The 13,072-nt window shown below is 54.2% G+C and carries 11 protein-coding genes and 4 tRNA genes; 4 read left to right on the top strand and 11 right to left on the bottom strand.

Features of this window, described 5'->3' with window-relative positions:
* Positions 1-32: 32 nt before the first annotated feature.
* From hemC to hemY, 4 genes are read left to right on the top strand one after another with little or no spacing between them, the layout of a single operon-like run.
* Complete coding sequence (hemC, locus tag OLG56_RS21620; RefSeq protein WP_001521319.1) at positions 33-974, top strand: hydroxymethylbilane synthase; 942 nt, start codon at positions 33-35, stop codon at positions 972-974.
* Entirely contained in the window at positions 971-1,711 is a 741-nt protein-coding gene (gene hemD, locus OLG56_RS21625) for a uroporphyrinogen-III synthase (protein WP_000025495.1), read from the top strand. Before hemC ends, hemD begins: the two co-directional genes overlap by 4 nt.
* Before the next feature lie 21 nt (positions 1,712-1,732).
* Positions 1,733-2,902: a uroporphyrinogen-III C-methyltransferase gene (gene hemX, locus OLG56_RS21630; protein WP_000138960.1), complete on the top strand. Its 1,170-nt coding sequence runs from the start codon at positions 1,733-1,735 to the stop codon at positions 2,900-2,902.
* A 2-nt stretch (positions 2,903-2,904) separates the two neighbouring features.
* A complete protein-coding gene (hemY, locus tag OLG56_RS21635; RefSeq protein ID WP_001546072.1) occupies positions 2,905-4,101 on the top strand; it encodes a protoheme IX biogenesis protein HemY in 1,197 nt (398 codons plus the stop codon).
* 657 nt (positions 4,102-4,758) lie between these two features.
* Here the strand turns inward: hemY and tnpA are convergent.
* From tnpA to rffA, 11 genes are all read right to left on the bottom strand, one after another.
* Positions 4,759-5,217, bottom strand: a complete 459-nt coding sequence (gene tnpA / locus OLG56_RS21640) for an IS200/IS605-like element IS200F family transposase (protein WP_000502119.1) — start codon at positions 5,215-5,217, stop codon at positions 4,759-4,761.
* Positions 5,218-5,393: 176 nt separating this feature from the next.
* A tRNA-Pro gene (locus OLG56_RS21645) sits at positions 5,394-5,470 on the bottom strand.
* Positions 5,471-5,512: 42 nt separating this feature from the next.
* A tRNA-Leu gene (locus tag OLG56_RS21650) sits at positions 5,513-5,599 on the bottom strand.
* Positions 5,600-5,619: 20 nt separating this feature from the next.
* A tRNA-His gene (locus tag OLG56_RS21655) sits at positions 5,620-5,695 on the bottom strand.
* 54 nt (positions 5,696-5,749) lie between these two features.
* Positions 5,750-5,826, bottom strand: a tRNA-Arg gene (locus OLG56_RS21660).
* A 102-nt stretch (positions 5,827-5,928) separates the two neighbouring features.
* On the bottom strand, positions 5,929-7,314 hold the full coding sequence (gene thrP / locus OLG56_RS21665) for a bifunctional threonine/serine APC transporter ThrP (RefSeq protein WP_000818378.1): 1,386 nt from the start codon (positions 7,312-7,314) through the stop codon (positions 5,929-5,931).
* Between the two features lie 206 nt (positions 7,315-7,520).
* Positions 7,521-8,261: a lipopolysaccharide N-acetylmannosaminouronosyltransferase gene (gene wecG, locus OLG56_RS21670; protein WP_000183617.1), complete on the bottom strand. Its 741-nt coding sequence runs from the start codon at positions 8,259-8,261 to the stop codon at positions 7,521-7,523.
* On the bottom strand, positions 8,258-9,616 hold the full coding sequence (gene wzyE / locus OLG56_RS21675) for an ECA oligosaccharide polymerase (RefSeq protein ID WP_000055605.1): 1,359 nt from the start codon (positions 9,614-9,616) through the stop codon (positions 8,258-8,260). The genes wecG and wzyE overlap by 4 nt, the downstream gene beginning before the upstream one ends.
* Entirely contained in the window at positions 9,613-10,692 is a 1,080-nt protein-coding gene (locus OLG56_RS21680) for a TDP-N-acetylfucosamine:lipid II N-acetylfucosaminyltransferase (protein WP_061390588.1), read from the bottom strand. Before OLG56_RS21680 ends, wzyE begins: the two co-directional genes overlap by 4 nt.
* Complete coding sequence (wzxE, locus tag OLG56_RS21685) at positions 10,689-11,939, bottom strand: lipid III flippase WzxE (RefSeq protein WP_000050295.1); 1,251 nt, start codon at positions 11,937-11,939, stop codon at positions 10,689-10,691. Before wzxE ends, OLG56_RS21680 begins: the two co-directional genes overlap by 4 nt.
* A 1-nt stretch (position 11,940) precedes the next feature.
* Positions 11,941-13,071, bottom strand: coding sequence for a dTDP-4-amino-4,6-dideoxygalactose transaminase (rffA, locus tag OLG56_RS21690; protein WP_061377465.1), 1,131 nt, complete (start codon positions 13,069-13,071; stop codon positions 11,941-11,943).
* Between the last annotated feature and the right edge of the window lies 1 nt (position 13,072).

The raw sequence follows: 13,072 nt of genomic DNA on the forward strand, positions 1-13,072 counted from the left end.
ATGGTCAATGATTGATAATGACGGTAACAAGCATGTTAGACAATGTTTTAAGAATTGCCACACGCCAAAGTCCCCTTGCGCTTTGGCAGGCACATTATGTCAAAGACGCATTGATGGCAACCCATCCGGGACTGACGGTAGAACTGGTGCCGATGGTCACACGCGGCGACGTGATTCTCGATACTCCCCTGGCGAAAGTGGGCGGTAAGGGACTGTTTGTTAAAGAGCTTGAAATCGCGCTGCTGGAAAAACGCGCTGATATCGCCGTGCACTCTATGAAAGACGTTCCGGTGGCCTTCCCGGATGGTCTCGGTCTGGTGACCATTTGCGAGCGCGAAGATCCGCGCGACGCGTTTGTCTCGAATAAATATCACAGTCTGGACGATCTGCCCGCGGGTAGTATCGTCGGGACGTCCAGTTTGCGTCGTCAGTGTCAACTGGCGGAACGCCGTCCGGACCTCATTATCCGTTCGTTGCGCGGCAACGTCGGCACACGTCTCGGCAAGCTGGACAACGGCGACTATGACGCCATTATCCTGGCCGTGGCCGGTCTGAAACGCTTAGGTCTGGAGTCGCGCATTCGCACAGCCTTGCCGCCCGACGTTTCGCTTCCTGCCGTAGGCCAGGGTGCCGTCGGGATTGAGTGTCGTCTTGACGACGCGCGAACGCAGGCGCTGCTCGCACCGTTGAATCACTCGCAAACCGCGCTGCGCGTAACGGCGGAACGCGCTATGAACACCCGCCTGGAAGGCGGTTGTCAGGTGCCGATTGGCAGCTATGCAGAAATCATCAACGGTGAAATTTGGCTACGCGCGCTGGTTGGCGCGCCGGACGGTTCGGTGATGGTGCGCGGCGAACGTCGTGGTTCTCCCGAGCAGGCGGAGCAAATGGGCATCTCGCTTGCAGAGGAACTGCTGGAAAACGGCGCGCGCGCGATTCTGACGGAAGTTTATAACGGCGAGACGCCCGCATGAGTATTCTGATCACCCGCCCCTCTCCCGCAGGGGAAGCGTTAGTGAGCCGTCTGCGCGCACTGGGGCAGGTGGCCTGGAGTTTTCCACTGATTGAATTTGTCGCCGGTCGGGAGCTACCCACCCTGGCCGACCGCCTGGCGACTCTGACGGAAAACGATCTGGTTTTTGCCCTTTCACAGCACGCCGTCGCCTTTGCTCACGCCCAGCTCCAGCGGGATGGTCGAAACTGGCCTGCGTCGCCGCGCTATTTCGCGATTGGCCGCACCACGGCGCTCGCCCTTCATACCGTTAGCGGGTTCGATATTCGTTATCCATTGGATCGGGAAATCAGCGAAGCCTTGCTACAATTACCTGAATTACAAAATATTGCGGGCAAACGCGCGCTGATTTTGCGTGGCAATGGCGGCCGCGAACTGCTGGGCGAAACCCTGACAGCTCGCGGAGCCGAAGTCAGTTTTTGTGAATGTTATCAACGATGTGCGAAACATTACGATGGCGCGGAAGAAGCGATGCGCTGGCATACTCGCGGCGTAACAACGCTTGTTGTTACCAGCGGCGAGATGTTGCAACGGCTCTGGTCGCTGACTCCCCAGTGGTATCGTGAGCACTGGTTACTACGCTGTCGGCTATTGGTCGTCAGTGAGCGTCTGGCGCACCTCGCCCGGGAACTGGGCTGGCAAGATATTAAGGTCGCTGATAACGCCGACAACGATGCGCTGTTGCGCGCATTACAATAACTCTCATAATGGGATGCCATAATGACGGAACAAGAAAAATCCTCCGCCGTGGTTGATGAGACCAGGGAGAGCGTGGAAACCACGCCACAGCCAGTTAATACCGAGAAAAAAAGTAAGAACGGCGCCGCGCTGGTATTAAGCGCGGTGGCGATCGCGATTGCCCTGGCGGCAGGTATTGGGCTTTATGGCTGGGGGAAACAGCAAGCAACCGCGCAAACGGAAACCAGCGATGCGCTGGCGACGCAACTGACCGCCTTGCAAAAGGCGCAGGAGAGCCAAAAAGCGGAGCTGGAAGGGATTATCAAAAAACAAGCGGCGCAGTTAGATGACGCGAATCGCCAACAGGCGGCGCTGGCGAAACAGCTTGATGAAGTACAACAAAAAGTCGCCACTATTTCCGGCAGCGATGCTAAAACCTGGCTGCTGGCGCAGGCTGATTTCCTGGTGAAACTCGCCGGACGCAAGCTGTGGAGCGATCAGGACGTCACTACCGCCGCTGCGCTGCTCAAAAGCGCTGACGCCAGTCTGGCGGACATGAATGACCCCAGCCTGATTACCGCACGACGCGCGATTACTGACGATATCGCCAGCCTGTCATCCGTTGCGCAGATCGACTACGACGGCATTATTCTCAAGCTCAATCAGCTCTCTAACCAAATCGATAACTTGCGTCTGGCGGATAACGATACCGATGGTTCGCCGATGGATTCAGACAGCAGCGAGCTGTCCAGCTCGCTAAGCGAATGGCGCGTTAACCTGCAAAAAAGCTGGCAGAACTTTATGGACAGCTTTATTACCATTCGCCGCCGCGATGATACCGCTGTACCGCTGTTGGCGCCCAACCAGGACGTCTATTTACGCGAAAATATTCGCTCTCGCCTGTTAGTCGCCGCGCAGGCCGTGCCACGCCATCAGGAAGAAACATACCGTCAGGCGCTGGATAACGTTTCGACCTGGGTTCGCGCTTATTACGATACTGACGACGCCGCGACAAAAGCCTTCCTGGAGGAGGTCGATAAATTAAGCCAGCAAAATATCACGATGGATCTGCCGGAAACCCTGGAAAGCCAGGCGATTCTTGAAAAACTGATGCAAACCCGCGTGCGTAATCTGCTGGCGCAACCGACAGTCTCTACGGCAGCGCCTGCCACGCAGACAGACGCTCCGGCAGCCGCGCCGCAAGGAGAATAATGATGCTAAAAGTATTATTGCTCTTTGTGTTGTTGCTCGCGGGTATCGTGGTCGGCCCGATGATAGCCGGTCACCAGGGCTATGTGTTAATCCAGACCGATAACTACAACATTGAAACCAGCGTCACCGGACTGGCGATCATTCTCATCGTCGCTATGGTGGTGCTATTCGCCATTGAGTGGTTGCTACGCCGTCTGTTTCGTACCGGCGCGCACACCCGCGGTTGGTTTGCCGGCCGTAAACGCCGTCGCGCCCGCAAGCAGACCGAACAGGCGCTGCTGAAGCTGGCGGAGGGCGACTATCAGCAGGTTGAAAAGCTGATGTCAAAAAATGCCGACCATGCTGAACAACCGGTGGTAAATTATCTGCTGGCGGCAGAAGCGGCGCAGCAGCGCGGCGATGAAGCACGCGCTAATCAGCACCTTGAACGTGCGGCAGAGCTGGCGGGGAACGACACCATCCCGGTCGAGATCACGCGCGTGCGCTTACAGCTGGCGCGTAATGAAAATCACGCGGCGCGTCACGGCGTGGACAAACTGCTGGAGGTCACGCCGCGTCACCCGGAAGTTCTTCGTCTGGCGGAGCAGGCCTATATTCGCACCAGCGCATGGAGTTCTTTACTAGATATCATCCCATCCATGGCGAAAGCGCACGTCGGCGATGAAGCGCATCGCGCCATGCTCGAACAACAGGCGTGGATAGGACTCATGGATCAGGCGCGCGCCGAGCAGGGCAGCGAAGGATTACGCACCTGGTGGAAAAACCAAAGCCGTAAAACCCGCCATCAGGTGGCGCTGCAGGTCGCGATGGCCGAGCATCTGATCGAATGTGACGATCATGATATGGCGCAGCAGATTATCATCGACGGTCTGAAACGCCAGTATGACGATCGACTGGTGCTGCCCATTCCTCGCCTCAGAACCAATAATCCGGAACAACTGGAGAAAGTGCTGCGCCAGCAAATTAAGACAGTAGGCGATCGCCCGCTGTTATGGAGCACACTCGGTCAGTCGCTAATGAAACACGGTGAATGGCAGGAGGCGACTCTGGCTTTCCGCGCCGCGCTGAAACAACGCCCGGACGCGTATGATTATGCCTGGCTTGCCGATGCGCTTGATCGACTGCATCAACCGGAAGAGGCCGCCGCCATGCGGCGCGATGGCCTGATGCTGACATTACAGAACAATCCCCCGCAGTAATCCCCCCTTGCCCGGTGGCGCTTCGCTTACCGGGCCTACCGCCTACACAAAATCATTCGGGATGCATAAAAAAACGCCTGCCCGGTTAAGGGGCAGGCGTCAAAACAGGTCTGTATGACAACATAAAGGGGTGCTTCACTCAACGTTGTGTCCAGGGTGTTTGATGAGGCGTAAGCGACATCTGTCAGTGGACGATAAGCACCGTAAACGGCTCTGCATCATTCCTGAGTTTATGAGGCCAGAAGGCGAACATAAGAGATAGAATGAGCATCTACCCGTACATTATTGCACATAACGTGCCATCTTTGCACCGCTAAAAAACAGGCGCAGGCGTTAAAAAAACGTAGAGAATTCACGCGATTGTCATCCCCCCGCCGCTGGCGAGGTTTTAGCGTGTCGCCTGGCGGAGACAGAACAGGATGTTTTTTATAAAGTGATTATAAATCAATAGATTATTCGTCACCGAATAGCGACAAATAAAGCCTGGGATATCGCCAATAAACCATAATGGCAACACGTGCGGGATAAGCGGTTGAAAAGAAACAGAAAATAAATATCCTCCGGCATAGCCGGAGGTTTTTCAGATGCGCCTGTAAGGCTCTCTTACCAGCCGCGCCCTAACAGGCGCATACGATCTGACATTTGCATCAAACTTCGTTACTTACGGCCCGTAAACGGGCTGCCCGGATAAGGGATCGATAATTGCTCACCCATTTTATCCTCTTCAAGCTGGTGCTTTATGTAGTCCTGTATCTTCGCCGTGTTCTTACCCACCGTATCGACATAGTACCCTCTGCACCAGAACTCCCTGTTCCTGTATTTGAATTTTAGATCCCCAAACTGCTCGTAAAGCATCAGACTACTTTTACCCTTCAGATATCCCATGAAGCTCGACACACTCATCTTCGGCGGGATCTCCAGAAGCATGTGAATATGATCTGCACAACATTCCGCTTCCAGAATTCGTACGTTTTTCCATTCACACAATTTTCTTAATATGCTGCCTACTGCCCTACGCTTCTCTCCATAGAACGCTTGTCTTCGGTATTTGGGCGCGAAAACTATGTGATATTTACAGTTCCATCGGGTGTGCGCTAAGCTCTTTTCGTCCCCCATTGGGACCCCCTTTTGATTTCTTGTTGAACTTTTGCAGTTGCCAGACCGCAAGATGTTTTAACAAATCAAAAGGGGTTTTAATAACTGGCTTAAAGCTGAAAGCTTTCCGGAACCCCCAGCCTAGCTGGGGGTTTTCCATAGACAACAAAAAACCCCGCCGAAGCGGGGTTCAAAATTGGTCGGCGAGAGAGGATTCGAACCTCCGACCCACTGGTCCCAAACCAGTTGCGCTACCAAGCTGCGCTACTCGCCGATATACTGCTTTTTTGAATTTTTAGTTCAATTCATTGAGTCGTGGTGCGAGGGGGGGGACTTGAACCCCCACGTCCGTAAGGACACTAACACCTGAAGCTAGCGCGTCTACCAATTCCGCCACCTTCGCGTTTCACAACTCTATATTAATGGGGTGGCTAATGGGATTCGAACCCACGACAACTGGAATCACAATCCAGGGCTCTACCAACTGAGCTATAGCCACCACTGAAACTTTTTACGCGGTATTAAACCACCGCAGCTCAAGCACCTAAATAAATGGTACGCCCGACAGGATTCGAACCTGAGACCTCTGCCTCCGGAGGGCAGCGCTCTATCCAGCTGAGCTACGGGCGCTTAGCGCCGTTGCGGGGGTGGATAATACGGACTTCACACCCCGCTGTCCAGTGCCTTTTTAAATAAAATGCGCGTTTGGTTATGCTTTGCGCATTTTGGCGCTTATTCCCCCACCTTGTGGGCGGTTCCGTGACGATTCAGACCGAAAACTTTGTAGACCAGCGTGACGGCCAGCAGGAAGATGACGCCGACAAACAGCGACATGCGCGTATCTTCATTAAAGTACATGCCGATTAAAACGCAAACCAGAAACGCCATCGTCAAATAGTTCGCCCACGGGAACATAATGGAACGAAAAGGATGATCCGCAATCGCTTCTTTATGCGCCCGACGAAAGCGCAGTTGGCTAATCAGAATGACAAACCACGGCACCATCCCCGGCAGTACGCTGGCGCTATAAACGTAAACAAAGACGCGCTGCGGATTGGGGATGATGTAGTTCAGGCAAGAACCTACCAGCAAAATCAAAATAGAGAGCGCCACGCCCGCGACCGGCACGCCGTGGCGAGAGACTTTCGCGACTGCCGCCGGCAGTTGACGGTTTTTCGCCAGCGCGTAAAGCATACGCCCACAGCTATACATTCCGCTGTTACAGCCGGAGAGCGCCGCCGTCAGCACGACAAAGTTGATAATGCCCGCCGCAGCGGTGATGCCGATTTTCGCGAAGGTGAGCACAAAGGGACTGCCGTTACTGCCAATCTCATTCCACGGGAAAATGGTGACGATCACGAAAATCGCGCCAACATAAAAAATCAGGATACGCCACAGCACTTTACCCACCGCGCTACGCAACGTCACCTGCGGATTCTTCGCTTCACCGGCGGTAATACCGATCAACTCAACCCCCTGATAAGAGGCCACCACGATACATAATGCGGTCAGAAAGCCTTTCCAGCCGCCAGCAAAAAAGCCGCCATGCTCGGTCAGATTACCAAAGCCAATCGCCTGGCCGCCGTTACCAAAGCCGAAGAAAATCACCCCCAGACCGATGATGATCATCACAATAATCGTGGTGACTTTGATCATCGCAAACCAGAACTCGATTTCACCATACAGGCGCACCGCAGCCAGATTCGCCAACGCGACCAGTCCGACGGCAATCAGCGCCGGTATCCACTGCGCCATCTCCGGAAACCAGAACTGGACGTAGACCCCAATGGCGGTAATTTCCGAGATCCCGACCGCCATCCACATAAACCAGTATGACCAGGCGGTAAGATAGCCAAAAAAAGGACTCATATACCGGTGGGCGTACACGGCAAAGGAGCCGGTAACAGGTTCCAGAAAGAGCATCTCCCCCATCGAACGCATAATGAAAAAGACGAACAATCCGGCGATGATATACGCCAGCAGCACTGACGGGCCCGCCCATTTCAGCGTACTGGCGGCGCCCATAAAGAGTCCGACGCCGATGGTGCCCCCGAGGGCAATCAATTCAATATGACGAGCTTCCAGCCCACGCTGTAGCTCCGGTTTTTTCTCTGCCATAAATCCTCATGTCGTGTTTGCAACGGTTCCGGTAGTACCGGTTATTGTTATGGGTACATCGATTGTTGCGAATATTTTCTTAAATTTGGACAAATGGCAAATGGAGCATTAAAAAAATGCACTTATTGTGTAAGAAATCATCGATTATGTTGTAAATGAGCAGCGCCATAAGCACAATCCGCTGCTCAAGTCATCAGAAGGGAGAATTAGAGATCGCCAGTATAGTGCCAGCGAAGGTAGCGCAGCAGACGCATCTGGCGGGTAATACGCTTCGGTTGAGAAAGCAGACGATACAACCACTCCAGCCCCAGGTTCTGCCATATTTTTGGGGCGCGTTTGACGTGACCGGTAAACACATCATAAGTACCGCCCACCCCCATATATAGCGCATGGGGATGCACTTCCCGACAATCGCGCATGAGCAATTCCTGTTTTGGCGATCCCATCGCGACGGTGACAATTTTCGCGCCGCTGGCATGGATACGCGCAAATAGCGCCTGACGCTGCTCCGGCGTAAAGTAACCGTCCTGGCTACCCACAATATTGACGTTCCACTGCGTCCGCAGTTTTGCTTCCGTCTGCGCCAGCACCTCAGGCTTGCCGCCGACAAGAAATACCGGTGTGCCTTCTTTACCCGCGCGCGCCATTAACGCTTCCCAAAGGTCAGCGCCAGCCACACGAGAAACCTGCGCCTGCGGAAATTTTTTACGTATTGAACGCACCACGCTGATGCCATCGGCATATTTAAATTCCGCCGCCGCTATCAACGCGCGGACTTCCGGATTATCTTCCGCCGTCAGCAGCTTTTCGGCGTTGATTGCCACCAACGTACCTTGCTTCAGTTGTCCATCGGCAAACAGATAATTCAGCGCGTGTGACATGTCGCGCCAGCCAATCAGAGGTAATCCTCGCAGCGAGTAAAGGGGCGCAGCGGCATTGTTAGTCATAGTTTTCCTTCCACCTGTGCCTGAGGGAGCGAAGTTGTACGTTTATGAATCAGTCCGGCGCTATCAAATAACCAGAACAGAAGCTTAGCGACCAGCAGGCTGGCGCCAAAAACCACCAGGAAGAAAACCACGCGCGAGACAAACGAATCCAGCCCTTCTCGCGCCAGCACAATCATATTAAAGATGGCGCCAAAGCAGAAACTGTGCAGAATCGCCGCCTTATAGCGATTGGGCTCCCGGTTACCCAGTTCATATAGCCAGTCGAACCATTTGATAATCAGCCCGACGACGATCGCGCCGAGCGGAATAAACAGCGCCCCGCCCATGACCACCAGCGATCCGATAAGCGTTGGCGATATCGCCAGGCCAGAATGGTTGTTCAGGACTTCCCAGGTGAAGTAATTCGCAGAATTCAGCACGATACTGGGTCGTCCCGGCCATAACCAGGTGGGAATAAAGACGTAGAAATCACGCACGATAGGGGCCAGCCCCTGAAAATCGATATTGTGGTAATTTTGCAACAGCAGCGCCAGATTCTCCCACGGCGAAAAGGTATCGCGCGTCAGATAAAGAAACGTATAGAACGCCTCATCGCCGCTCACATTTAATCCGTAGCGTTTGAGCGCCAGCCAGAACATACCGACAATCCCCAGCACGCCCGCCGCTGCCAGCATCCACAGGCTGATCCAGCCCCGAATAATGCCGATAAACAGGAAGATAGCAAACGCAATAATGATGTTGGCGCGCGTGCCGCCGACAATCATGTAGGTCAACAGGCCAAACGCGACGGTGCTCACCAGAAAAAACAGCCACGCTTTGCTGTCCTGGCGCAGGAAATAGACCACCAGCATCGCCGGAATGAAGAAATAGAAGAACCGTTTTAACGCCACGCCGGAGACTTCGCTGGAAAAGATCTGGCTGTAGGAGTGCAGCCGGAACAGCAAAAAGCCGTTATGCATAAAGAAAATCGCCACGCTCACCAGCGCGATGCCCATCAGGATCACCCAGGTAAGGTGGGTTTCCACCCGGTTCATAGTAAATAGCGGCTTACGTGGTACATCCACAACGCGTTTGCGTAAACGCGTTTTATAGGTCACGTAATACACGCCGTAGAAACAGGCGGCGGATAATAGAGCCTGCAATAAGATTTCCGGCGGCGCGACGCCAACGTCGAAACGAAATACCAGCACGCTGGTTAGCGGAAAACCAAAAAAGAAGGTCAACAAAAACAGCAACGAAAAGAAAACGTTGAAGTTAAAACGCACGCGGCGGAATTCAAACCAGGTCAGCGTGGCGATAAACAGCGTAGAGAGCAGCCAGACCACCAGCAGCCCGCTGAATTGCATTAAACTCATTCGGCTTCTCCTGCGGCGATTCTCAACGCATTATGCCACGGTTGCAGGTAGTTGGGGCTAAAGAAGGTGATGCCGCTTTTATCTACCGATGCGAGCTGACGCTGCGCCTCGCGCACGACCTGCTCATTAAGATCGTCCGTGGTAAACAGGACGGGCAGATGCTGTTCCGCCATATCCTGCCAGAAAGGATTGTCGCGGTTCAGTACGCACGGGATATCGGCCTGAATTAGCAGACACAACGTCCCGATCCCCTGTTGGCGGGCAAAAATAAAATAACCGAGGTCACACTGGCGCAACAGCGCAAGATAGGCATCAAATTCCATTTTTTCGCTAAGAATTTGTAGATTTTCGGCGCTAAATAGCGCCAGACCGGCCTGACGAACCTCATCAATATAGGCCTGGTTATTGGCCGGATAGCCCATCGGCACCACCACGTTTACCGTGTCGCCAAACTGCTGATACACCGCCCGTAACGCCGTAATATGCTCGTTACTGCGATCGCCGGAGTTCCCTACCAAAATGGTCAATTTTCCCGCACGTTGGCGCTCTTTTGCCATAGAGTTCAGGGAAGGATCCATGCGCGTCGGGAAATAGAGCAACTCGCCGCGTACGCCCGGGTGCTGGCGCGCAAAATAGCTGAGATCGCCGCGCGTCGCGAATACGCCCCCTACTCGTCCCTGCGCGATACGACGAAGCGGGTAGAAAAGGCGGAATTTCAGCCCGTGGGACACTTCGTAGAGATCCGCGCCCCAGATATGCCAGTAAAACTGAGCTGGCTTAATACCGCCGCTTAACAGCGCCAGCCACAGGCTGGTGTTGAACTGACCGTGAAAGAAGAATCTCTGTCGACGATTTGCTTTCGCTTTGGCGATGACCGCCTGCGCCAGCGCTTTCTTACTGCCATAAAAACGAAGCGAGAGCGCCGGGCAGCTTTCCGTGAAGCCGTTATCTTCGCCAGCAACCATAAATTCACGCGCGTGCTCGCTTGTGGCGGCCAGCGTATCATTGAAAAACCGCAACACGGTGTGGTTATGGTGAGGGATATCCGATCCCAGGACGTGAATCAGTACAGTCATGCTCGCCTACGCCAGAGTAAAAATACGCCGCAACAAAGTGAAAAATAGACAATATAGGTGGCCATATAAGCCTGTGCCGCACCCAGCGCGCCGTGAGCGGGAATCAGCCAGTGAGCGAACGCCGTTAACAGAATGAACTGGCTAATTTCGGCCAGAATGTAAAATCGCAACGACGCTTTGGCAATCACCAGATAACCGAAAACATAGGCGCCGACTTTCAGCACGTCGCCCACTAACTGCCAGGCGAACAGATCGCGCATCGCGGTGAATTTGGCGGAAAAAAGCAGCCAGATAGCAAAATCGCGCAGTAGCCAGACGGTAAAACTCGCCGCCGCGACCGCCGGTAAAACAAATTTCAGCGCTTTTACCACTTCACGCGTAATGTCCTGTTTTTCCGTCAGGCGTGAGAGCGTGGGTAACAGGTAAACGCTGAAAGAGGCGGTGATAAATTGCAGATAGGCATCAGAAATGCTGCTTACGCCCTGCCAGATCCCGACATCGCTCCAGCTATAGTGCGCGGCCAGTTGGTTTCGCATCATCACATAGGCGACCGGCATCGTAACGGAGGTAATCAGCGCCATCAGGGTAAATTTACTGAGCTGCCCTGCCAGACCGTTGTCCCAGGAGGGCTTGAGATAGCGTAGCGGGACGGTGCCGCGCTTAATCAGTATTATACCGGCAGGCACTACCACCAGCGCCGGCACCAGCGCCAGGCCAAGCAGAGCGCCTTCATAGCCGCCGACACGGTAGCAGAGATACCAGGCGGCAACGCCCAAAAAGCTGCCGACAATTAACGATAAGGCATTACCCGACGCGTCACGAAAGCCCTTCATTAGCGCCAGCAGCAGGTTCGCCCAGGCGATCCCCATTTGTACCAGCGCAACCAGACGCACCAGCCCTTGATAGTCCGTATGACCGAACAGTCCCTGGCTAATCGGCGCCGCCGCCAGCAGGAAGACCAGCGCCAGCAGCGTAGAGAAACCCAATACCATCGCGGAGGAGGTTCCCACCACGGTACGTAACTGCGCCGGGTTATCATGATGTTGTGCGACGAGTTTGGTAACGCCGTTAAATATCCCGGCGCCAGCCAATACGCCCAGCACGGTGATCATCTGGCGGAAGTTACCCGCTTGTCCGACGCCCGCCGGACCAAAAGAGACGGCCAGTAGTTTCACCACCAGCAGTCCGGCGCCAATTTTTACCAGCGTACTGACCGCCGTCCACAGGGAGGCTTTAGCAAGCGACATATCAGGAGAAATAATTTAGCAAGGTAGTAATCACCGTTCGTTGATCGACGGGCGCAAGATTATAAAACAGCGGCAGACGCAACAAACGTTCGCTCTCTTTTGTGGTGTAGACATCGTCCCCGATAAACTCGCCGAATTTATCGCCCGCCGGACAATCATGCAGCGGAATGTAATGGAATACCGCCATGATTTCCGCCTCTTTCAGGAAATTAATCAGCGCGCTGCGATCGGCGATATCCCGCAGTTTGATGTAAAACATGTGGGCATTATGCCCGCAGTTTTCCGGAATAGAAGGCAGCTCGATACGCCCGGCGCGCGCCAGCGGCGTTAACGCATCGTAGTAAGTCTGCCACAGCGACAGACGCTGTTGATTGATACGATCGGCGGCCTCCAGTTGCGCCCACAGGTAGGCAGCCTGCAGATCGGACATCAAATAACTGGAGCCGATATCCCGCCAGGTGTATTTGTCCACCTGACCACGGAAGAACTGGCTGCGGTTGGTGCCTTTTTCGCGGATGATCTCCGCGCGTTCAATCAGCGCACGATCGTTGATCAGCGTCGCGCCGCCTTCGCCGCCAGCGGTGTAATTTTTGGTTTCATGGAAGCTAAAACAGCCGATGTGACCGATCGTTCCTAACGCGCGCCCTTTGTACGTGGACATCACGCCCTGGGCGGCATCCTCGACAACGAACAGATTATACTTATCCGCCAGCGCCATGATGACGTCCATTTCACAAGCGACGCCAGCGTAGTGTACCGGCACGATAGCGCGGGTTTTATCAGTAATTGCCGCCTCAATCAGCGTTTCGTCAATATTCATCGTATCCGGACGAATATCGACAAACACAATTTTCGCGCCGCGCAGGACAAAAGCGTTAGCGGTGGAGACAAACGTAAAGCTCGGCATGATCACTTCATCGCCGGGCTGAATATCCAACAACAGAGCCGCCATCTCCAGCGACGCGGTACAGGAAGGCGTCAGCAACACCTTCGCGCTGCCGAAATGTTGCTCCAGCCACTGCTGGCAACGGCGCGTAAAGCCGCCGTCGCCGCACAGTTTGCCGCTGCTCATTGCAGACTGCATGTATTCGAGTTCGGTTCCCACCACCGGCGGCGCATTAAAAGGAATCATG

This window comes from Salmonella sp. 2018103 (genome assembly GCF_026247685.1).
GTDB lineage: Bacteria > Pseudomonadota > Gammaproteobacteria > Enterobacterales > Enterobacteriaceae > Salmonella > Salmonella enterica.